At 46.3% G+C, this 21359-nt stretch carries 21 protein-coding genes; 7 read left to right on the plus strand and 14 right to left on the minus strand.

What is annotated here, in order from left to right; translation table 11 throughout:
• Positions 1-6: 6 nt before the first annotated feature.
• The 10 genes from M3M37_RS00205 to M3M37_RS00250 all read right to left on the minus strand — a co-directional run bounded on the left by M3M37_RS00205 (position 7) and on the right by M3M37_RS00250 (position 8913).
• The gene (locus M3M37_RS00205; RefSeq protein WP_252795203.1) at positions 7-777 is read right to left on the minus strand and encodes a CPBP family intramembrane glutamic endopeptidase; all 771 of its coding nucleotides are present in this window, start codon (positions 775-777) and stop codon (positions 7-9) included.
• A 119-nt stretch (positions 778-896) separates the two neighbouring features.
• Complete coding sequence (locus M3M37_RS00210; protein ID WP_252795204.1) at positions 897-1487, minus strand: helix-turn-helix domain-containing protein; 591 nt, start codon at positions 1485-1487, stop codon at positions 897-899.
• Positions 1488-1501: 14 nt separating this feature from the next.
• Complete coding sequence (locus tag M3M37_RS00215) at positions 1502-2137, minus strand: SAP domain-containing protein (protein WP_252795205.1); 636 nt, start codon at positions 2135-2137, stop codon at positions 1502-1504.
• A gap of 202 nt (positions 2138-2339) precedes the next feature.
• Positions 2340-4241 (minus strand): asparagine synthase (glutamine-hydrolyzing), encoded by a 1902-nt coding sequence (asnB, locus tag M3M37_RS00220; RefSeq protein WP_252795206.1) that lies wholly within the window; start codon positions 4239-4241, stop codon positions 2340-2342.
• 128 nt (positions 4242-4369) lie between these two features.
• Entirely contained in the window at positions 4370-5026 is a 657-nt protein-coding gene (locus M3M37_RS00225) for a helix-turn-helix domain-containing protein (RefSeq protein WP_252795207.1), read from the minus strand.
• A gap of 83 nt (positions 5027-5109) precedes the next feature.
• Positions 5110-5583 (minus strand): universal stress protein, encoded by a 474-nt coding sequence (locus tag M3M37_RS00230; RefSeq protein ID WP_252795208.1) that lies wholly within the window; start codon positions 5581-5583, stop codon positions 5110-5112.
• Between the two features lie 12 nt (positions 5584-5595).
• Positions 5596-6105, minus strand: a complete 510-nt coding sequence (locus tag M3M37_RS00235; RefSeq protein WP_252795209.1) for a YbhB/YbcL family Raf kinase inhibitor-like protein — start codon at positions 6103-6105, stop codon at positions 5596-5598.
• 77 nt (positions 6106-6182) lie between these two features.
• Complete coding sequence (locus tag M3M37_RS00240) at positions 6183-6797, minus strand: hypothetical protein (protein ID WP_252795210.1); 615 nt, start codon at positions 6795-6797, stop codon at positions 6183-6185.
• A 79-nt stretch (positions 6798-6876) separates the two neighbouring features.
• A complete protein-coding gene (locus M3M37_RS00245; protein ID WP_252795211.1) occupies positions 6877-8493 on the minus strand; it encodes an APC family permease in 1617 nt (538 codons plus the stop codon).
• Positions 8494-8529: 36 nt separating this feature from the next.
• Positions 8530-8913 (minus strand): VOC family protein, encoded by a 384-nt coding sequence (locus M3M37_RS00250; RefSeq protein WP_252795212.1) that lies wholly within the window; start codon positions 8911-8913, stop codon positions 8530-8532.
• A gap of 120 nt (positions 8914-9033) precedes the next feature.
• On the opposite strand from M3M37_RS00250, the gene M3M37_RS00255 reads away from it, so the two are divergent.
• Positions 9034-10575: an ABC-F family ATP-binding cassette domain-containing protein gene (locus tag M3M37_RS00255; protein WP_252795213.1), complete on the plus strand. Its 1542-nt coding sequence runs from the start codon at positions 9034-9036 to the stop codon at positions 10573-10575.
• Positions 10576-10711: 136 nt separating this feature from the next.
• Positions 10712-11728 carry an adenosine deaminase gene (gene add, locus M3M37_RS00260; protein ID WP_252795214.1) on the plus strand — a complete coding sequence of 339 codons (1017 nt, stop codon included), beginning with the start codon at positions 10712-10714 and terminating at the stop codon, positions 11726-11728.
• A gap of 83 nt (positions 11729-11811) precedes the next feature.
• On the opposite strand, the gene M3M37_RS00265 is transcribed toward add, so the two are convergent.
• The gene (locus M3M37_RS00265) at positions 11812-12717 is read right to left on the minus strand and encodes a proline iminopeptidase-family hydrolase (RefSeq protein ID WP_252795215.1); all 906 of its coding nucleotides are present in this window, start codon (positions 12715-12717) and stop codon (positions 11812-11814) included.
• A gap of 148 nt (positions 12718-12865) precedes the next feature.
• Here M3M37_RS00265 and M3M37_RS00270 point away from each other — a divergent pair, with 148 nt between their 5' ends.
• The 5 genes from M3M37_RS00270 (at position 12866) to xylB (ending at position 17529) form a co-directional block, all read left to right on the plus strand.
• Positions 12866-13993 carry a cation:proton antiporter gene (locus M3M37_RS00270; RefSeq protein ID WP_252795216.1) on the plus strand — a complete coding sequence of 376 codons (1128 nt, stop codon included), beginning with the start codon at positions 12866-12868 and terminating at the stop codon, positions 13991-13993.
• Between the two features lie 22 nt (positions 13994-14015).
• Positions 14016-14594 (plus strand): guanylate kinase, encoded by a 579-nt coding sequence (locus M3M37_RS00275; RefSeq protein WP_252795217.1) that lies wholly within the window; start codon positions 14016-14018, stop codon positions 14592-14594.
• Between the two features lie 50 nt (positions 14595-14644).
• On the plus strand, positions 14645-15145 hold the full coding sequence (locus tag M3M37_RS00280) for a hypothetical protein (RefSeq protein ID WP_252795218.1): 501 nt from the start codon (positions 14645-14647) through the stop codon (positions 15143-15145).
• 2 nt (positions 15146-15147) lie between these two features.
• A complete protein-coding gene (locus tag M3M37_RS00285) occupies positions 15148-15942 on the plus strand; it encodes a DUF6681 family protein (protein WP_252795219.1) in 795 nt (264 codons plus the stop codon).
• A 90-nt stretch (positions 15943-16032) separates the two neighbouring features.
• The gene (gene xylB, locus M3M37_RS00290) at positions 16033-17529 is read left to right on the plus strand and encodes a xylulokinase (RefSeq protein WP_252795220.1); all 1497 of its coding nucleotides are present in this window, start codon (positions 16033-16035) and stop codon (positions 17527-17529) included.
• 50 nt (positions 17530-17579) lie between these two features.
• Here the strand turns inward: xylB and M3M37_RS00295 are convergent, their stop codons facing one another.
• The 3 genes from M3M37_RS00295 to M3M37_RS00305 all read right to left on the minus strand — a co-directional run bounded on the left by M3M37_RS00295 (position 17580) and on the right by M3M37_RS00305 (position 21299).
• Positions 17580-19442, minus strand: coding sequence for a cation:proton antiporter family protein (locus tag M3M37_RS00295; RefSeq protein ID WP_252795221.1), 1863 nt, complete (start codon positions 19440-19442; stop codon positions 17580-17582).
• Between the two features lie 151 nt (positions 19443-19593).
• Positions 19594-20592, minus strand: coding sequence for a D-2-hydroxyacid dehydrogenase (locus M3M37_RS00300; protein ID WP_252795222.1), 999 nt, complete (start codon positions 20590-20592; stop codon positions 19594-19596).
• Between the two features lie 71 nt (positions 20593-20663).
• Entirely contained in the window at positions 20664-21299 is a 636-nt protein-coding gene (locus M3M37_RS00305; RefSeq protein WP_252795223.1) for a TetR/AcrR family transcriptional regulator, read from the minus strand.
• Between the last annotated feature and the right edge of the window lie 60 nt (positions 21300-21359).

Here is a 21359-nt window from a genome sequence, read left to right on the forward strand (position 1 = left end):
TGCGATTTATTTCGCAATCTTTTTTAGTTGGAAGGCCTGTAAATTATGCTCACACTTAGTGGAACGGACCAAGCCCAGCAAAAGGCAACTGACCAGTCCCAGACAAACGATTATGATACTAATGAAACCCCAGATTGAATTGATTTGGAGGGCGTTATTAGTGACATCAACCCAAAAATGGAGTCCCATTGCTAGCCAGAGATTTCGTGTCTGGAAATACAAAATGGCGGTGATGGTGCCCAAGCAAAAGGTAAAGGAGATTTGCAGAATGGTTGGAAGTAAAGCCTGACCTAACGTCATAAGGTTCAAGATGTGTAGGAAACTAAAGAGAGCACTGCTCGTTAGGATAGCTAATCGCGTTGTGGCAATCGGAGAGTATTGGGCTCCAAATAATTGCAAGGTTAACGGAAAGATTAATCCGCGAAAACAAAGTTCTTCTAAAATTCCTGCATTTAGTGCCATTAGAAAAGTTTGCAAGTTTAAATGAAATGAGACCGGCAGAGTCATCAAGATGATCAGCATTCCGGTGACTCCTAAACTGGGCCAACTATTTTTCCATTCTGATTGGGTTAGCCGATGATAGTAGAACAGGGGCTGATGGAGATAGAAATGATTCAGAAGGGTTAGCGCCAGCCACATGATGGGGAGGGCGATGCTGAGGATGACGGTACGGGACAACTGCGGGACCACTAACCGGTGAAAAAAGTTTAAACCGAGAATTAAGCCGATGTAAATTATTAGAGTTAATCCAATTTTAAGGTGGAAATGATTAGTCATGAGAAAACCTCCGAAAGTTTGGTGACGTTTATTTCTAACTTTAGGAGATCTAAGTGGTCAGAACTAGCTCAAAAAGAGCTCATTGAGCAATGTAACCCTTTTTACTCATGCCCGTTCGCCTAATTTTTTCCCAAGAATAGCATGATAATGAATCCAATGGCTAATACGACTCCATGGATTAGTAAGCCAAAACAATTACCCAGTGTCATATTCATTTGTTGGACTTCGAGGACGATGCCTAGTTCTGCGAGAATTGAAAAGGAAAATATCACTAAACTGATGGTGATGATAGCTAAGCGATTTTGACGCAATGGTCGTGCATTATGCGGATGTAATACGAAGAAAATGCAGAAATTGAATATCATCAACGGAGTTATGAAGAAGAGATGATCTTGTCCGACCACAAATAAATTGTAAATGCTAAGTGCCACGAGTAGCAGGTTAGCACCGTAGCTGCCGGCCAAGACCCAGCGGTGCCAGCGGCTCGATTTAACCGCTGGTTGTGTCGGATTTTGATGGTTAGCTGCAAAGTAATCGAGAGGAACCTGATACAGTTCACACAGTAAATTGAGTGAGTCTAAATCAGGAGTACTCCGGTGATTTTCCCAATTTGAAATAGTCTTGCGGGAAACGTGAATTTTGTCTGCTAGTTGGGACTGAGTGAGCTGGTGTTGTTTGCGCAGGGTGATTAATTTAGTGGCTAAATCCATGGAAGACCTCTAGTTTAATTTTTTAAATATCCTTTTATCTCGTCATAATAGCGATTAATTAAATCTTTAGCGTATATTTTTTCTTTATCACTATTTTTAACGTGTTTCCATAATATAGATGCAACCTTCATGGTTGAATTAAATTTAGTTGACTGACAATCCTGCCTGAAATTTTTCACGAAAGTATTCCATTGATATGTTTTTTCTTCGTTATTAACATCTAAATTTATAATGTCTTTATTTTCATATACAGCTAACAAATCTTTTACAACTGCCTTTTTGTCATTTGACCTTTCAATTTCTCTCATTTTAATTCCCATTGCTTTAGTAAAAGAAAATTTTTTGACACCGTAGAACTTACAAAAAAATTTTCGAGCATCACTATTTAAACTAAAACCAGAATCTAAAATTGGAGTTGATAATGTTATATGATTTAGTGATTTTGATTTACGTCTTTTGATTCTCACAGGCTTTATTTCTTTGCTGGGTTTTCCGTCTAAAAAGCTAACGATGTAACTTGTTAATTCATATTTTGTTCCGTAGGATGGTAAATCATATTTTTTACAAATATCTTGTAATTCTGATTTATACCAATAATATTTTTTGAAATTTTCAGACTTCATGTAGCAATTGAATATTGGTCTATCCATTTTAATCTCCATATATTTTCCACAAAATATAAATAACTTAAATGACATTTTACTCTTATCGTAAAAATTAAACAGGTTGGAAATTATAGATATCTTTTACTAATAAGTAATTTATGCATAGCTTAGCATATGCTCGGCAAATAGAAGACAAACAAAAAAGGATGTCCAGTAGATGGACATCCTTTTCGTTTAAACTATTTAATTACCGATCATTCGGTGTCAAAACCACTTTCTTGTTGTAGTCCATGTTGGTGTTTTCTGGGAAGTAAACCCCGTACCAAAGAATGAACGTGTAGATTGTGAAGATCTTCTGCATGCTGGACTTACCGTTGGCATGTTGTTCCAAGATGTAATCCAACTGATCAACGTTAAAGAAGCGTTGCGAAATGTCTGAGTGGAAGGCTTCCACAATCCGTTCGTGGTACTTCGGATCGTTGATCCACTGCGCGATTGGAGATGGGAAACCGAGCTTTTCCTTGTCGGCTACGACTTCTGGAACTTGTGAAGCAGCTGCTTTTCGGAAGGAAGCCTTCGTTACCGGGTTGCCGTCTTTAAAGGTAATCCGGGTCTTCGTTGGCATCGTAGCGGCAAAGTTAGCGACTACTTTATCAACCAATGGCGTCCGGACTTCGAGACTGTTGGCCATGCTCATCCGGTCCGCCTTGTGGAGGATATCGAATGGCAACCAAGTGTTAATGTCGAAGTATTGTTCTTGGGTCACTTCGTCCTTTCCTTGCACTTCGTCAAAGATGTGTTTGGAGTATTCGGCCGTATCGCGGTTAAGTTTGGGATTCTTCAAAACCTTAGCACGGTCAACTTCATCAAAGACGTAGTTGACCCGGTAGTAACGGCGCCAAAGTGGTTCTGCCCCCCGGATTAAGAAGCGACGACCGTGGAAACGAGGGAACTTAGCAGCAATGTTACCCAAGCCACTCCGAACAAATTGTGGGACCCATTTTTGGTAGCGTTCGAAAGTAAAGGCTTCGAGATAGGTGTTGTAACCCCCAAAGAATTCATCGGCACCTTCACCAGATAGGGTAACCGGGACGTCTTTCCGGGCTCCTTGCGAGAGGTAGAAGAGTTGCGGAGCCGATGGGTTCGACAACGGTTCGTCCATGTAGTACATCATGGTTGGCAAGAAGTCGAAGTAGTCGTCCCCAGTCATGGTAATTGGCGTGTTTTCCTGCTTAATTTCCTTGGCAAATTTGGTCGACCAAGCTAGTTCACTGAACTTTGAGTCATTAAATCCAAGCGAGAAGGAGTGAATTGGTTGTAACTTAGCCGCTTCGTTAAAGACGTAGCTGGAGTCTACTCCACTAGATAAGAAACTTCCCACTGGCACGTCGGCAATCATGTGAGCTTTCACGGAGTCATCCACTAATTTTTCAATTTGTTTGGCGTCGCCATCGATCGTTTGACTGTTGTCAATGTGGTCGTAGTTGTATTTGTAGTACGTGTCAGTCGTTACGTTGCCGTCTTTGTAGATGAAGTATTGACCCGGCATCACCTTGTAGACGTTTTTGAACATCGTTTCCTTCGACGGAATGAATTCAAAACTAAGGTGGACGGCCAACAGGTCTTCGTTAAATTCACGCTTGAAGTTTGGGTTGCCCAAGAATGCTTTGATTTCTGAGCCCCACATGAAGTTCGTACCGTCATCGTAGTAGTACAACGGCTTAATTCCAAAGTGATCCCGAGCGCCAAAGACTTGGTGTTTCTTTTCGTCGTAGATGACGAAGGCAAACATCCCACGCAACTTGCTGAGCAACTTCTTTGGACCCCAAGCTTCGTAACCGCGAATCAATACTTCAGAGTCACAGTCCGTCTTGAAGGTTTGGCCTTCGCTGACCAGTTCTTGTTGTAAATCCTTGTAGTTGTAAATTTCACCATTAAAGGTTAATGCGAGTGAGTTGTTGTCACCATACATTGGTTGCGCCCCGTGGGCTAAGTCAATGATGGAGAGCCGCCGAAACCCGAGTGAGACATCTTCGTTTTGGAAGTACCCACTGTCATCAGGGCCCCGGTGTTTAATTTTATTAGCCATGTTTTCGATTGATTCTTTCGGAATCCCAGCTTGGTTAATGTAACCGCAAAATCCACACATAGTTAAATCTCCTTTTTCTTGTTCATTTTAAACTCTAATATTAATTGTACGTAATTTAGTTTATTTTACCAGTCAAACCTCTGTTACAGATGTCTAATTAACGGTTACATCCTTAGTTACACAAGGGGTTACACGGATGTTGACCGTTTAACCGTGAGGCGTTTAAGCGGAAAAATAATCGTCATCAAGACGCCAGCCGTGGTAGTAATGGCTAATAAAAGCAGGCCCATCCAGTTTGCCGGTTGGTGCATGAAAGCCAACGAATGATAAACGTAGCCGTTTAATAAGTAGCCGGTGGCCAACAAGATGAGCAACAAAATCGGGGTAACTAGGACTAATTTCCACAAAAAGGGCCGGTTCGTGGTAATCGTCTGCCAGCGTTGCTCACACAGAATAATGATGACGAGGGTGAGCACTAGTGGTGGCACGATTAACAGCTTTGTGACGGTAAACGGCAGAACTAAAAGCATGAGCGCCAGCGCCGTGAACAACACGTTGCAGTAAAAAGCATACTTACTAAAGTAGCCCCAGCGTTTGTAGCGAATCAACCGCTTCCGATAGGGGGAGGCGTCAGCGTTCTTTGCCGGGGGCTGCTCATCCAGCAGTTCCGCTAGAGAAACATGGTAGAGAGTAGCCAGGGAACGGAGATCGTCTAGGCTAGCGGTACTCCGACCGTTTTCCCAACTAGACACGGTTTTACGGGACACGTTCAGTTGTTCGGCCACCTCTGCCTGAGTTAACTGGCGGGCTTGACGAATCGTTTTTAACCGGTCGGCGAGTTCCATCTCTGGCTCCTCCTCTCTTAATCCATGTCAGAAAAAAAGCTTACTGAAAATTTCCAGTAAGCAAATTACAGTGAATAACAAAATTATTTAGTCGGTTTTGGTTTGTTATCTAAACCGGTTCGGACGATAGCAACGTCACAGCTAGCGTGCGTGTTGACGAAGCTAGCCACAGAACCTTCTAATAAGCGTGAAACGGCGTTTTTACCAGTGGCGCCCATTATGATCAAGTCAACGGCGTAGTCATGGGGAAAGTCGTAGGTAATCACGTTCCGGGGACTTCCAAACCGCAAGTGCATGTGAATGTTTTTAATGCCGGTTTGTTTTTTCACTCGTTGAATCAGGTCTTTTAAGTAGTCAATTTCGTCGTTTACCATATCAGTGATGGCATCGCCGTCGACCACTCCGTAGGAAAAGCCGAAGCTCGTGGTGTTTAAGACGTTTAAAACGTCTAATCGAGCGTCGTTCCGAATGGCAACTTCAGCGGCTTTCATCAGGGCATTTTCGGCTTGTTGGGAGCCATCGACTGGAACTAGAATGTTTTTGTATTCGTTGTACATGGTATTTTCCCCCTAGTTACGAACTGGTAACACGGCCGTTGCTTGCGCAAGCACGTGACCAGTCATTTTCTTTTCTAATTGATTTAGCCAAAATCCGTCGGGTAAATCGAGCTTTTGATCCAGAGCGAACACGGTTAGGTGATAATCGTGGGGTTGGTCTGGAGGGGTGGGACCGATGTAATGACGGTTTAGTTGTTCGTCCGTCACGTGTAAAAGGCCCCCCGCAAGACTATTATTACCCAAGGTCATGGGAATCTTTCCGGATTGACTGGCATCGGTGGGAAGCTCCGTCAAACTCGGATCGAGGTTCGCAGCGACCCAGTGAATGTAGGCAAACCCACACACCGGAATTGAATCCGGATCGATGAGGGTCAGTGCTAGCGAGGCTGCGTTTTCAGGCACATTCTGAAACTCGATGGGAAAAGAAACAACGGGATGCTGGTCAATTTTATCAGCTGCATCAGCATGCTTGGTAAATTGATCCGACAGTAATCCAGCTTGTAATGGTACGTTAATCTTCATTGTTAAACGCCTCCCTTGGCTTCATTATAACTTAAATCCAGCCAAATGAAAAAACAATCAAGGGCAAATTAAGTCGCTTATTTGGTAAAGGTGAGTACGTAGAAACTTTGTCCGTTTTGGGTAATCGTGTAGTTGTTGTACCCAGCGGCTAACCATTGTGACTGTGTGGCCCGGGCCCAATTCTTGGCGTCTTCGACCGAACTAAAGGTCCGGGGCTGACTAAAGTCATCAGTGTTGGGCTCATTGGTAGTCGTAACGGACTTACTAGGCGTACTAGAGCTAGCGGAGTTAGTTGTTTCGGAGCCCTGTTTATTAGTACTACTATTATTGGGAGTTGTACTAGTTTGTGATTTAGTCGCCGTTTGGTTGCCATTAGAATCATCATCAGCCGTGTTAGTTGCGCCCTGATCTGCTTGCGTTTGATCGGATTGGGTGGTCTGCTTTTTGGTTGGAGTTGTTTTGGTTTTATTGGTGGACTTTGCCACCTTGGCACTGCGCGGTTGCTTGGCAGTGGCCGTTTGTGGTTTCGTGGTTTTACTAATGGCAAACCGGAGACCGAAGGCAAGGGCTAAAACCACCACGACTAATAACAGAATCCAGGGCCAAATTAATGGTTCCTTGCGTTGTGATGTTTGCTTTGATTCTCCAAAATTGTAACGTTGATATCTTGAGTTTGGATCTGGTTTTTGCATTAAGCGTTCCTCCATCCATTTCAAGTGAACTTAAATAATGGCATGAGAAGCGAGTTCTCATGCCATTATTATACTAGATTTAGTTGGGTTTTACTTTATCGTTAACCATCTTGGCGTGTGCCATTTCTTCGGTGTTTTGATAACTATTAACTCCCCAGTAGTAGAAGAGTAGCGAAGCGATGATGATGACTACGAAGTCAAACGGATAGTGGACCCAGTTTTGACCGTGGAACGGGGTCGATCCAATGTAAGAGAAGAACGACATGAAGGCTAGATAAACTAGCATCCATAAACTTCCGTTGAATTTCTTCTTGGAATCTTTCCAGTTCAGCTTTCCTTCGTAGAAGAAGTAGAACGGTAATCCCAGAGCGATTACGAGGATTACTTCCACTGTCGTTGGCCACATTGCCCAGTAGATGGCTAAACTAGCCAAAACAAAGGCAAATGGGGCAATGATATCCGCAATGTTAATCCGAACGGGCCGCTTGAACTCAGGTGCGTGCTTTCTCAAAGCAACCAGAGTTACCGGACCAGTTAGGTAAGCAATCAGTGTTGATGTAGAAATCACACTGGCTAAGATCGCCCAGTTTTTAAATACGGAAACCAGGATACAACTAATAATAAAGTTGGCAACCATGGCCACCCGTGGAGTTCCCCACTTTTTGTCAATATTACCTAAAAACTTCGGTAAGTGACCAGTTTGAGTCATAGCAGCAAGTGTCCGGCTGGTTGAGGCCACGAAGGAAACTCCGGTTCCGAATGGGGAAACAAACGCATCCAAGTACAGCAGGATTACTAACCAGTGAATGTTTAACATGATGGCTAAGTCGGCGAACGGTGATTCGAAGTTGATTCCGTGCCAACCAACCTTAGCTAACATGTCCGGCTTAATGGCTCCGATGAAGGTAAATTGCAGCATTACGTAGATTACAATACTGATTAAGAGGGCAATTACAATTCCCCGCCAGATGTTTTTCTTGGGGTTGGTAATTTCGTCTCCCACGTTAATCACCGTTTGAAAGGCGTTGTAAGAGAAGATAATTCCAGAAACCGTGGTAGCGGCAAAAATTGGAGCCGTTCCGTATGGTAAGAAACCACCGAAGTTGGCGTTGGTAAAGTTACCGATGTGGAAACCAGAAATCAGTAACATGATGATGGTAACTGATGGAACCACCAGTTTGAAAATCGAGGTTAAACTAGTAAACCGAGTTAACAGGTTCACAGACCAGTAGTTTAATAATGTAAAAATCAAGATGAACACGAAAACGGCGAATAAACCAATGGTTGTAACCGTTCCGTTGGCAACAAAGCCGTGGGTCCAGCTTGCCCAACTCCAAGGCCAGGAACTCATGTATTGGACGGCGGCTACAGCTTCGATGGGAAGCAAGGTTACCAAGGATACCCAGTTGGCCCACGAGGCGATGAAACCTAGCAACGGCCCGTGGGTATAACCGGCGTACTTACTCATTCCCCCACTTTCCGGGAACATGGTACCCAGTTCAATGTAAACGTAGGCAATGGAACCAATCACGATGGCTCCAATAATCCATGAAATAATGGCAGCGGGACCAGAAATCTTGGCTGCTTCCCAAGACCCAAAGAGCCATCCAGAACCGATAATCGAACTTAGTGCCAACATGACGACACTAAATAAAGACATCTTGGTCTTTTTGACTTTCGTTGTATTTTTCTCCATAAAGTTTAACTAAATTCCTTTCTTAAAAACGAACTTCTAATTTGATTGGGATTCTTTAATTTCAATCAGGTTTCCGGCTGGATCGTTAATCAACAGCGAATGTCCCTGATGCTTAGTCAGTTGCCGATCAAGGGGACCAGCAACGATATCAATAAAGTAGTTGGCTAAGTGCGCTTCAATCGTTGCTAAAGAATCCTTTACGAGGATGCTTAGGGTCGTAGAACCAACGGTCGGGTGAGCCGACTGTAGGCCGGCAGCGGTTGGTAACTGACATACCAACGTCTGTTTTCCTAATTGAAACAAAAGTTTGGTTTCCGTTTCAGCTAGCACCGGCAGATCTAAAACTTCATGGTAAAAACCACGAGCAGCTTCTAGGTCATCAACCGTGATTACCACTTGATCGACGTCTTTTACGCGCAAAGATTTCAACTCCTTTCAAAAAGATACGTACCAGTATAACATTAATATTGATTGACTCCAAATCCAGCTAGATGATATTGTAGTAGTTATGGATTAAAACACGGAATATGAGGGAGATTAATGGCACTTTTAGAAGTATCTAATTTGAGTATGAGTTTTGCGGATAAGCAACTATATTCAAACGCCAACTTTCAGTTAAATAAAGGGGAACACATGGGAGTGGTCGGTCAAAACGGAGTGGGAAAATCCACACTGATTAAGATTTTGACTGGCAAAGAACTCCCGGTGACCGGCTCCATTCAGTGGCAAAAGGGAACCAAAATTGGGTATCTGGATCAGTACGTGGACATTCCGAAGGGGATGACTCTGATTGATTTCCTGCATACCGCCTTTGCCGATTTGTACGAGATGAACGATCGGATGATTGAACTGTACACGAGGTACGCGGAAACCATGGATGATAGTTTAATGGAAAAAGCGACTCGTTTGTCTGGGCAATTAGACGCCCAGGGCTTTTACGAAGTGGAAACCAAAATTGAACAAGTGATTAGTGGGCTGGGACTGGACGACATCGGTCGGGACCACGAAATTGCCGAGATGAGTGGCGGACAACGGTCTAAAATTATTTTGGCTAAGTTGATCCTGGAACATCCGGATGTATTGTTGTTGGATGAACCGACGAACTACCTGGATACAGCTCACATTAAGTGGCTCGAGGATTACTTAAACTCCTTTGACGGTGCTGCGCTTATCATTTCTCACGATTACGATTTCTTAGAACCAGTTACGAACTGCATCATTAACCTGGCGTTTGGCAAGATTACCAAGTACCGGGGCGATTTTAAATCAGCAATGCGGCAACGGGCCGAAAAGGAAAAGACCCAACAACGCGAATACGAGAAGCAGCAAGTTGAGATTGACAAGGCCAAGAAGTTCATTCAAAAGAACAAGGCCGGGAGTCGGTCGACGATGGCGAAGTCCCGGGAAAAGATGTTGGATCGGATGGACGTCATTGAACCACCCAAGAGTAACATTAAGGCTGAGTTTGCGTTTCCGTATGCTGAAACGGGATCGCAAAACGCGCTGGTTGTGAACCAACTCTCGGTTGGATATGAGCAACCGTTGCTGGCCCCGGTGACCTTCTCGGTTGATACGGACCAAAAGGTGGTCTTACAGGGATTTAACGGGGTCGGAAAGTCGACCTTGATCAAGAGCATTTTGGGCTTAATCCCAGCTCTAGGTGGAGAGGCAGACTTTTCGCCCTCAGCTAAGGTCAGCTACTTTAGCCAGGATTTAGTTTGGGATGATCCAGACTTAAAACCGATGCAGTTGATTCAAAACAAGTACCCGAAGCTGACCCAAAAGGAAATTCGAACTAAGTTGGCCCAGGCCGGCCTAGACGCCGCGAACGCTTTTAAACCAATTGGAACGTTATCCGGGGGTGAACAGGTCAAAGTTAAACTAGCCTTGCTGGAATTTGAACCCAGCAACTTCTTGATTCTAGACGAACCATCCAACCACTTGGATGATGAAACCAAGGAATCACTAAAGCAGGCGATTAAGCGCTTCCCGGGCAACGTCATCGTGGTGAGTCACGAGGAGAGTTTTGCCGAGGGCCTGGCTGATAAAGTGATTGACGTGGAAAAACTGAGTTTGAGTTAAACCGAATAAATTAAAAAGCGACCCCGCAAATGGTTCGCTTTTTTTCTGGTGTCAGTTTTGATTCAAGTTGCATTCTAACTCAGAATTCGGTAACATAGTACCAATTTAAGCAAATTCTGAACTGAGGAGGAATAAAATGTTAACTCGAGCTGAGATTCAAAGATTCCCCAAAGCCGAACTTCATTGTCACCTTGATGGTTCGATTCGCCCCCACACCCTGCGCCAAATTGCCCGGAGCCAGGGAATGGCAGTGGATTCTAACCTCATGGAGTTGACCCGCAAAATGGTGGCGCCCAAAAGGTGTGAGAACTTAGAGGAGTACCTAAAGACCTTTGACTTTGTCTTGCCCTTTTTACAAACGGTGCCAGCCTTACAACGCGCTGCCTATGACGTGATGGAACAGGCGCATCAAGATGGCGTGGTGTATTTGGAACTACGCTTTGCCCCGGTTCTTTCGACCCAGGGACAACTGACGATTCCAGAAACGGTGCAAGCCGTGGCCGCCGGAATGGACGAAGCCTACCGGACCTATGGGATCAGAGGGAACTTGATTGTGTGTGGAATGCGAACGGAAGATGGCGACGCCGTGCACCACGATTTTGCGGCTCTTGAAGAAGTCCAAGACCAAGTGGCGGGGATTGACCTCGCGGGTCCCGAAGTAGACGGATTCGTTCCCGAATACGAACAGGCCCTGCAGGAAGCCGTGGCCGACTTAGACGTGCAACTGACCTTACATGCCGGTGAATGTGGTTGTGCTCACAACGTGGTCGAAGCGATTCAAGCGGGAAGCCAACGGATCGGGCACGGGATTGCCGCCAATGGGGACGCGGAAGCTGAACGCCTGTTAAAGGAACGGCAGATCTGCATCGAAGGCTGCCCCACCAGCAACTGTCAAACCGGAGCTTTGGACCGGATCGAGGATTACCCGTTACAACGATGGTTAAACCAGGGACAAGCATTGTGCATTAACACCGACAACCGGACCGTTTCTGACACTACTTTAACGGAGGAATACTTCCAGCTGGCGCACCACGATGGCTTGACCAAGGACCAATTGCGCCTGTGCAACCAAAACGCCGTGCGCCATTCCTTTGCGGACGAAGTCACTAAGGCGTCGTTATTGCAGGAAATCACCAACTTTGAAGCAGAATAATTTTCAATTAGTGCAATCTTGATTGCATAGTAAAAAGCCTAGCAGATTGGTTTCTGCTAGGCTTTTTAGTGTGCTGCGTTAAATTAAAATTGGTTATTTTCCACGTCACGAATGAAACTAGCCAAGTGGTCGTAGTACACGGGCGCGTTGTCAATCATGTGGTGGTGACCACCGTTGGGAGTAGAAGCAAAGCGGGCGTTAGGAATCATCTGCGCCATCCGTTTTCCGGTTGCAAGTGGCATTGTTTCGTGTTCCCCAAAGGTAACCAAGGTTGGAACTTGGATGTCCTTTAAGTGGTCGGTGAAGTTCCAATCCTTCAATTTTCCGGTAATCACGAATTCGTTGTCACCCTGAAAGGCGTTGTAAAGCGGTACGCTCATCGTGTCGACGAGGTGGGCAATGGCTGCCGGTTGTTTCCGGTCCACGTATTGTTCGTTTAACCGGGTCACGAGGGCCTGGTAACGGTCGTTATCGTAGTTATTTTCTGCTTCACATTTTTGCATGTAAGCTAATTCGTCGGGAGTTAAGGCTTCCTTACGAATTTGGGCCAGATGGTCGGTGTAGTCGCTGATCCGGTCGACCATGGAAGAGATGATAGCTCCCTTCAGGTGGTCACCGTACTTAGCGGCATACAGTTGTACGAGGGCGCCTCCCCAGGACTGACCAATCAGGTAGAAGTTGTCGAGGCCCAATTTTTGCCGAACTTCTTCTACTTCGTCGACGTAGTAGTCGTAGGTTTCAATGTTATTCGCTACCGCAGGGTCGTCCCAGTCGGGCGTGTCTGAATACCATGAACCCAGTTGGTCGTACATGTGGACCTGGACGTTTAAGCCCTGTTTTTGTAATTGTTGGGCTGTGTCTTCCCAGTATTCGTGGGTGCCACCGGGGCCACCGTGTAAAGCGAGCAAGTGAATGTCGCCAGTTCCTTGCGTGTTGGTCCATAAGTGATAACCGTTCTCAAGGGTAATGATTTTTGTTCCTGTTTTCATCTTTTCCACCTACTTTATTAGTTTAACTGTATGATACCACGATTAGAGCTGGGGTCCACACCGAGCAGTTTCTCGGAGTACCCAAACTGATCGAAAGTGTGTAAGATAGTAATTAGATTGACAAGAAAAGAGCAAAGTTGAGGTAAGAATGGAATATTTAGGAAGCATTTGGATTGTACTAGTCGCCGCGCTGTTATTTGGATACGGAGCCAGTCGGATCGGGCTCCCCAGCGTGGTCGGACAGATTATTGCCGGAATCATCATTGGCCCGGCGTTACTGAACTGGGTCAAGTTAAACGAGATTCTGTCGGTGAGCGCCGATCTCGGGATTATTTTACTGATGTTTTTAGCCGGACTGGAGTGCGATTTCAATCAGGTTAAAAAATACTTGAAGTCCGCCACGGGGATTGCCGTCTGCGGGGTCGTGTTGCCGATGCTGGTCTTCTTTGGACTGGGAATGCTGCTCAAGCAGGGGATGGTCGAAGCGTTGTTCTGGGGGGTAATTTTCTCAGCGACCTCCGTTTCGATTAGTGTGGCCGTGCTGCAGGAATACGGCAAATTGCAGTCGGTGGCCGGAGCGGTGATTTTGGGGGCCGCGGTAGTCGATGACATCATCTCAATCGTGCTGCTGAGCCTGTTTACCAGTTTCTTTACGGGCGGTGGCAACATCGCCCTGGTGATCGGCCTGCAGGTTCTTTACCTGATTTTCCTCTTCGTGATGGTGAAGTGGGTGGTGCCAGAAATCATTAAAATCGGGATGTACTTTCACGATGACATTGCGCTAGCCATCATTGGAATCGTGTTGTGCTTCTCCTTAGCCGAACTGGCCGAGGTGTGCCACCTAAGTTCCGTGTTAGGGGCTTTCTTTGCCGGAATCGCCGTCGGCTTTACGCCCGCCCGGGACACGATTGAACACAGTACGAACATCATTGGTTATGCCTTGCTAATTCCCATCTTCTTTGTCTCCGTGGGGTTAGAATTAAAGTTGGTTACCAGTTGGAATGGGTTCTTAATCGTGATCTTATTGACAGTGGTGGCTCTGCTCACCAAGTGGGTCGGCTGTGGCCTGGGCGCGCGCGCCTTTGGCTTTAGCTGGAAGGATAGTAACGTGATTGGAGCCGGGATGGTTTCGCGAGGGGAAATGGCCCTGATTGTGGCGCAGGTCGGACTTAGCAGTCATTTACTATCGAACCATTTGTACTCGGAAATTATTTTCGTAATCATCTTAACCACCATTTTGTCACCAATTATGTTAAAGTGGGGGCTTAAAAAATAAATTAGAAACCGGGGGAATTGTGATGAAATCACGCCAACCACAGCAACATTACATCATCGTACTAACGGGTCCGGCGGGCGCCGGGAAGACGACCGTGCAAAATTATTTAGCGACGGAGTACGGGATTCCCAAGATCATCACACATACCACCAGACCGCCGCGAGCACACGAGCAAGCGGGAGTCCATTACTACTTTGAAACGCCGGCGAGTTTTAACCAGTTGGATCTCTTAGAATCCGTGCACTATGCTGGTCATCAATATGGGTCCTCGAGAGAGGCACTGGACCGGGTGTGGCAACAAAACCCTCTGGCTTCGATCGTGCTGGATACCCAGGGAGCATTGACATATCGAAAACGGCTCGGTGAGCAAGCCGTGATTATTTACCTGGCCGTGCCGGAAACGGCGGAGTTACACCGGCGAATGTTGAAACGGGGTGATTCTCCGGCTGCCGTGCAAGCGCGGTTACATAGCGCTGAAACCCAGCGCGATCTGGAGTTGCCAGCAGAGTTGAAAGACGTGGGGATTTATCTGCCCAACCGGGAGTGGGAGCAGACCACCGCGCAACTGCAGCAAATTATTGAAAAATTAAACAACGGTTAAGCAATTTTTAAATGCGCTTTGCGATACTAGGTTGTAAAGGAGCTGAGGTTATGAATCGCATTCCACCATTCATCACGCCGTTTGCCATTTTCGCCATTTGTTTGGCGTTAGGAACAACAAACGTGGTGACGAATAAGGTGACCCACACCCAGGAAGGGGCGAAGGTTACCAACCAAAAAACCACTAATGACAATCAGAATAATTCGAATAAGCAAAATCAGGCAAATGATACCACCAAAACGGATCAGAATAAGACTGACAACACCACGAATAACGATAATCAGAAGACTGATCAAAAACAAAATACTACGGATCAAACTGATACAAAGCAGAATAACGAGACTAAAAACAATTCAGAAACGAACAGCGATACCACTAAGCAGAACCAGAATAACACCACGAACGACACCCAGAAGAATGAATCAGGGACAACGAGTGGCTCTAATTCTGACAACAAACAAAGCTCAGGAAGTACAGGTAGTTCCACTTCCAATCAACCAGCAAGCTCGTCCTCAACTAGCAACAATCAGAGTCAGGAAGGGGGTAACTAAGCATGTTTAGCTTTTTAGATGCGATTAATTCGTGGCTAGGGTATATCAATATTGAACCAAGGACTAAGGGTCGCCTTTACGACATCTTGTCGTTTTTAGGAGAACTCTACATGGCTTACATTACCTACCGGTTCCTCGCGAATGGTTTTTGGGCGCGCGGTTTACTCCTTCTAGTGGTGACGGTGGTGTTGGCCTACTTCTTGTACCTGAACACGATTTATTACTTTACCAATCGGACCTCTAAGATTGACGTAACTCCCTGGATTTACAAGATCTTGCACATTAAACCACAGCCGCAGGCACAAGGCCCTAAGGTCCGCAACATCCCTGCGAATGGGATTTACGATAAGCGTAAAACGATGCCCGGTAAGTTAACTAGTAATGCACCAGAGCAACAGTTCATCAACCAATTAGCTGCTGAGTTGTTACAACAAGGACTGCTGAAAGCTAACTATGAAGGCTTAAGTGATCGGGAGTTGAAGCAACGCTTGCAACACGAACCACGGGTGGATGCCATTGGTCAGGGAACCCTCTTGCCGTACTTTGCCATGAAGGCCGAAAACGGTCACCACGTGGTGTATGCGGGACTCAACGAAGCCCATGCGCAACCAATCGGAACGGTGACTCAAGTTGGGTTGCAGAGCATTGACCAAGTCGACGCTAATCACGTCCAAATCTTTTTAGCTGCGGCGTACTTAACCGGCGGAAAATTTAAACAGTTAGGGCGTCGGGGCGTTCTGGAACAACCGGCTGATTATCACATTGAACTAGAAATTGCCTCAAAGGCCACCAATTAAGCAAAAGACCATCCCAAATGGGGTGGTTTTTTGCGTTGGAAGCGCTTAAATCATCTATAATAGAGAAAAGAAGATGAGGAGGACAACGTTATGACAGAGTGTGTGTTAGGAATTGACTTGGGAACCAGTGCGGTGAAGGTTTCTGCGGTGGATCGGTCCGGAAAGATTATTGCCCAGGAGTCGTTTGACTATCCGTTAAGCCAACCCCAATCAGGTTACAGTGAACAAAATCCCAACGACTGGGTAATGTCGACCACGGTCGCCATTGTCCGTTTGATTTTGGATGATCACATTGACCCCAATGACATTGCCGGGGTTAGCTACTCCGGCCAGATGCACGGCTTAGTGCTCCTGGATCAGGATTACCACGTGCTACGGCCCGCCATTTTGTGGAACGACACCCGGACTACGGCGGAACGCGAAGAAATTGAACAGATTATGGGCGACGAGTTCGTGCGAATTACGGGGAACCGGCCGCTCGAAGGGTTCACGTTGCCAAAACTCTTGTGGGTGAAAAAGCACGAACCAGAACTATGGCAGCAAACAGCCGTCTTTTTAACGCCAAAGGACTACGTGCGCTATCGGATGACGGGACAACTGGGGATTGATTATTCTGATGCAACCGGAACCACATTGCTAGACATCCACACGAATCAATGGAGTACGGAGATTTGTGACCGGTTAGGCATTCCAGAAAGCATTCTTCCACCCCTGCTGCATTCGGACGACCAAGCAGGAACGATTACCGCTGAATACGCGGAATTCTCGGGCTTGAGTCAAGCAACCAAGGTCTTTGCTGGGGGAGCCGATAATGCTTGTGGAGCCCTTGGAGCCGGAATTCTTCGTCCCGAAGTAGTGCTTTCTAGCATTGGGACTTCCGGAGTAATCTTGAAGTATGAAGATCAACCGACGGATGCCTATCACGGCCAGGTCCAAATGGAAGACCACGTGGTTAACGATGCCTACTACTCGATGGGAGTGACACTCGCAGCCGGCTATTCTTTGAGTTGGTTTAAAAAGACCTTCTGTTCAGACATTACCTTTGACCAGATGATGGCCGGAGCAGCAGAATCAGAAATCGGTGCCAAGGGGTTACTCTTTACGCCGTACATCGTCGGGGAACGAACTCCGTACGCAGATGCAGACGTGCGGGGAAGCTTCATTGGGATTGATGCCACCCAAAAACGGGGCGACTTTACCCGTGCCGTGATTGAGGGGGTCACCTTTAGTTTCCGGGATTTACTGGAAATTTATCGGCAGGCTGGCGCGCACTTCCAGCAAGTGGTAGCTATCGGAGGTGGAGCCAAGAGTCCCATGTGGCTACAAATGCAGGCTGATATTTTCAACGTTCCCGTGCAAAAACTAGCCAACGAACAGGGTCCCGGTTTGGGAGCGGCCATGATTGCCGCGGTTGGCCTCGGTTGGTATCCGGATTACCAAGCTTGCGCGGACCAGTTTGTGCACGTTGACAAGGTTTACCAACCAATTCCGGCGAACGTTGCGCGCTACAACCAGATTTACCGGTTGTACCACGAAGTGTACCCCCAAACTAAGTCATTGACGCACCAACTCCAAGCATTGAAATAAACTAAAAAACCGTTCAGAATTAATTTTCTGAGCGGTTTTTTGCATAAATGCTAATTTAATTTTGCCATTTCTTCCCGAATCTTGGCACTATCGTCCGTATCGGTAGAGAAAATAATTTTGTCACCTAGGCGCAGGATGGTATCTCCAGTGGGTTGGATAATTTGTTTGTCTCGGAAGATCCGGTTGACGGTAATGCCTTCCCCAAACGGGAGGTCTTTAATGCGCGTGCCGACAAATTTCCGGTTCTGGAGATTAACTTCGTGCAGTTCGATGCTGTTGGATTTAATCATGTTGAAGGTTGATGGGACCTCAATCATTTCGCGCAGCATGGCAATGTTAATGGCAAAGGTGTTGTAAACTTCCACCCCGAGGCTGGTAAGTTCCTTTTCGTGTTTGTTTAAAATATTGCGGTCCTCAAACCGGGCAATCACCCGTTTGACCCCGTATTGCTTAGCAGCCTTCGCCAACCGGTAGTTCGTTTCCGAATCAAAGTAGGCAAAAACGGCAATGTCACAGTCGAAGTCAGCTTGGTTAATTAGCTGTTGGACGTCCAAACTCGGTAACAAGTGGACGTTTTTAGCTTCTCTGTGAAAGGTTTTGAAATTTTGCTCATGATCCGTGTAGATATTGACGTCGTACCAACTTTTCTCTAACTGTTGGGCAACGGGCATGGTGGTGAGGTTCACCCCAAAGATATTGACCTTTAGTTTGTGGTAAATATCAGCCTTCGGGTTGAAGAAGTGGTTGAACGCCAGGGGTCCAATTAAACAGGTGATGATGGCGGCCAGTAAGAAGGCCCCGGATTGTTGGCTGGTTAGGACCTTCATGTTGTTGGCCACGCTCAAGATGGCTAGCACCATGGTTAAAGTGGTCATTGGTAGTGCCATCCCGGCAATCGAGTTCTGGCGGTTAAACCGGAGCCGGAAAATTGGGTAGAGCCCCATTTTGGCAATTAAGTATCCCAATAAAATTAAGGGAATTAGCAAGAGCGCCTTGGGATCCCCCAGGATTTTTTTAAGGTCTAGACCAACTCCGCTCATAATGAAGAAGATGGGAATGAAGAACCCGTACCCAATGGAATCTAGTTTGTCCTTGGTTGATTCGGATGGTTTCAAGAGTTTGTAAACCATCCCACCGACAAAGGCCCCCAGGACGGCTTCAGAACCCACCGTCACAGCTACCACGGAAAGCAGGGCAATGATGAAGAAGGCGAGCCGAACGTCGATTTGCGTGGTGGATTTATTAATCTTATCGAAGTAATCAAAGAAGTTGTGAAACCGCATTAAAATCAAGGCAGCGACCGCAAAGAGAATTAAAATCAGCCACAGTGACTTGGAATCTGATCCAAAGATGGACGCGTAAATGGTTAAGCCAAAGACTGGCACGATTTCTCCGAGCGCCGAGATTAGCAAAATAGTCTGCCCAAAGGGAGTACTGAGCGCGCTGCGTTCCTTGAGGGCCGCCAGTACAATCCCTAATGAAATGGTCATAAACAGAATGGAGGCCAGCCAGACGTCACTGAACATCCCAGTGATTTTGGTCAGGTACCCGAGCGCAAAGGAAAGGACTACAATCGTCAGGTAACCGTAAATGGCTAAGCGCACCGGCGTGTACTTGGACACCTGTTGCCGAGCCTTTTGTTCCAGTTGACTGGGGTTTTTGGTCTTCGGTCGAAACAGGTCAAAATCGATTTCAATCCCACTTAGAAACAGCAGGATAATCACCCCAATGCTTGATAGGGACGATAAAATGGTATCATGCGGATTGATCCAGTTCAAAAGACTGGGACCGAGAATAATTCCGACCAGGATTTCTACGACGGACGTCGGTAACGCAGAAATTTTGAAGCGGCTGAGCAGCAAGGGAATTAACAGGGCTGCCAGTAAGATAATCACTAAGGACAGTTGGTTCATAAGTTCCTCCGTTTGGTTGTGAAATTAAAAGATTCACAGTTAGTTATAAAAGATTTTACCTGATTTGTCCACGAGAATGTTAAGAAAAAATAAAAAGCGGCTTGCTCCGCCCCAAAACGGGAGCAGCAAACCGCTAGTTAAACCCTTAAATTTAAAGGTTTACTTCTTTATCAGATTTTCCGGTGGTTAACAGGGATAAGTTAGCATCCATGGCAAATTGAACCATGTTCTTAACGGCGACCTTCGTGTAGAAGGCGATGTGTGGCGTAATTAAAACGTTATCGCGTTGCATCAAGTCCTTGAGCCGAGCGTCTGGAATCTTGTCGAAGCTACCGAAGTTGGTGTTAAAGACGCCCACTTCGTCTTCGTAAACGTCCAGGGCGGCACCAGCAATTTTACCACTGTCTAAACCACGAATTAAAGCATCGGTATCAATTAAGGAACCCCGAGCGGCGTTGATAATCCGAATACCAGGTTTCATTTGCCCAATGGTTTCATCGTTAATCATGTGGTCATTTTCTTTTAAAGCGGGGGCGTGCAAAGTCAAAATGTCGGAGTTTGCGTATAACTCTGCTGGGGTATCAACGTAGATGCCTTCTTTTTGCAGTTCAGAGTTGGGGAATGGATCGTAGGCAATGACCTTAGCGCCAAAGCCCTTCACAATCTTAACCACTTCGCGTCCAATTCGACCGGTGGCGTAAACCCCGACCGTTTGTTGGTTCATTTCTTCGGCAATGTCTGGAGCCCAGGTTAAGTCCCCGTGCCGCATTTTATCTTCAAATTTTTTCGTATTTCTGAGGAGCCGCATCATTTCGGTCACGGCTAGTTCAGCAATTGCAGATGGAGAATAAGCCGGAACGTTAGTAACGTGAATGTCGTTAGCCTTGGCAGCGTCAGCATCGACGTTATCAACTCCCACGTTTCGTAAGGAGAGCGCGTGGACCCCGTATTGACCTAGTTGGTCTAATACTGCCTTGGTGTAAGGCTTTTGTTGGTAAGCGACGACCCCGTCAAAGCCTTCTGCTTCTTTGACCGTGTCTTCATCAAGGAGCTGGGATTCACTTTTGACCTCAACGTCTGGGTGTTGTGCTTCCCAGTCCTTTAAATATGGTGCTTCATCGTCACGAATTCCGTAAGCAATAATCTTCATGATTAATTTCCTCCTTTGCTTTTACGCCCTCATTATAGCATTTTCACCGCGCCAAATTTCAAGGATTCGCCTCAGGAATTTGGGGTCGGTAAACCCAGCCATTTGAGCCAACTTGGCGTGAAGAAACGTTCCAGGTTGTGGGTCAGCACCAGAGTTTCTTGCTGGGGATAATCGTGCTTGAGAATGTCACAGACGGTGGCATAAAAGGAGAAGGCGTGGAAGTGGAGTTCCTGGTAATTAAACTGGAAGGTAATTGCGATGATCCCCCGTTCCTGCATCACGCTAATGACCTGGATGATCTTGGTAGTAAAGTACTGGGTGGCAATTTCTGCGAGCTGGTCGTAGCGGGAACCATCGGTCCGAAAGAGAAGGAGCTGCTTTAGTTCGGAGTCCTGGTAGAGCGCGCTAATCACCTGATCGAGGTTTAAGACCGTTTTCTGCCAAAAGGAAGCTGCGTTGTGTCGCGTAAGTTGATCTAAGCCATGCTGTAGTTGGTGTTCATAATCAGTCGTGAGCTGCTTAAACAACGGGGCAATGAGTTCGTCCAGCAACTCAGCTTTAGATGCAAAGTATTGATAAAAGGCGCCGGTAGTGCGATGAGCTTTACGACAAATTTCTCTGAGGGTCGTTTGTTCGTAGCCGTGCTCTAAAAAGGCCGCTAAGCCTGCTTGTAACAGCAGATCGTGAGTAGATTGTTTAGTCGTCATGAAAAAACTCCTAGATAAATGGTTGCGATAATTTAGATAACAGTGTTATATTATTAAACG

This window comes from Fructilactobacillus carniphilus (assembly GCF_024029675.1).
GTDB classification, from domain to species: Bacteria; Bacillota; Bacilli; order Lactobacillales; family Lactobacillaceae; genus Fructilactobacillus; species Fructilactobacillus carniphilus.

Coding starts and splice junctions, on each gene's coding strand:
- M3M37_RS00205 (WP_252795203.1), bottom strand. CDS start 777: ATGACTAATCATTTCCACCTTAAAATTGGATTAACTCTAATAATTTAC.
- M3M37_RS00210 (WP_252795204.1), bottom strand. CDS start 1,487: ATGGATTTAGCCACTAAATTAATCACCCTGCGCAAACAACACCAGCTC.
- M3M37_RS00215 (WP_252795205.1), bottom strand. CDS start 2,137: ATGGATAGACCAATATTCAATTGCTACATGAAGTCTGAAAATTTCAAA.
- asnB (WP_252795206.1), bottom strand. CDS start 4,241: ATGTGTGGATTTTGCGGTTACATTAACCAAGCTGGGATTCCGAAAGAA.
- M3M37_RS00225 (WP_252795207.1), bottom strand. CDS start 5,026: ATGGAACTCGCCGACCGGTTAAAAACGATTCGTCAAGCCCGCCAGTTA.
- M3M37_RS00230 (WP_252795208.1), bottom strand. CDS start 5,583: ATGTACAACGAATACAAAAACATTCTAGTTCCAGTCGATGGCTCCCAA.
- M3M37_RS00235 (WP_252795209.1), bottom strand. CDS start 6,105: ATGAAGATTAACGTACCATTACAAGCTGGATTACTGTCGGATCAATTT.
- M3M37_RS00240 (WP_252795210.1), bottom strand. CDS start 6,797: ATGCAAAAACCAGATCCAAACTCAAGATATCAACGTTACAATTTTGGA.
- M3M37_RS00245 (WP_252795211.1), bottom strand. CDS start 8,493: ATGGAGAAAAATACAACGAAAGTCAAAAAGACCAAGATGTCTTTATTT.
- M3M37_RS00255 (WP_252795213.1), top strand. CDS start 9,034: ATGGCACTTTTAGAAGTATCTAATTTGAGTATGAGTTTTGCGGATAAG.
- add (WP_252795214.1), top strand. CDS start 10,712: ATGTTAACTCGAGCTGAGATTCAAAGATTCCCCAAAGCCGAACTTCAT.
- M3M37_RS00265 (WP_252795215.1), bottom strand. CDS start 12,717: ATGAAAACAGGAACAAAAATCATTACCCTTGAGAACGGTTATCACTTA.
- M3M37_RS00270 (WP_252795216.1), top strand. CDS start 12,866: ATGGAATATTTAGGAAGCATTTGGATTGTACTAGTCGCCGCGCTGTTA.
- M3M37_RS00275 (WP_252795217.1), top strand. CDS start 14,016: ATGAAATCACGCCAACCACAGCAACATTACATCATCGTACTAACGGGT.
- M3M37_RS00280 (WP_252795218.1), top strand. CDS start 14,645: ATGAATCGCATTCCACCATTCATCACGCCGTTTGCCATTTTCGCCATT.
- M3M37_RS00285 (WP_252795219.1), top strand. CDS start 15,148: ATGTTTAGCTTTTTAGATGCGATTAATTCGTGGCTAGGGTATATCAAT.
- xylB (WP_252795220.1), top strand. CDS start 16,033: ATGACAGAGTGTGTGTTAGGAATTGACTTGGGAACCAGTGCGGTGAAG.
- M3M37_RS00295 (WP_252795221.1), bottom strand. CDS start 19,442: ATGAACCAACTGTCCTTAGTGATTATCTTACTGGCAGCCCTGTTAATT.
- M3M37_RS00300 (WP_252795222.1), bottom strand. CDS start 20,592: ATGAAGATTATTGCTTACGGAATTCGTGACGATGAAGCACCATATTTA.
- M3M37_RS00305 (WP_252795223.1), bottom strand. CDS start 21,299: ATGACGACTAAACAATCTACTCACGATCTGCTGTTACAAGCAGGCTTA.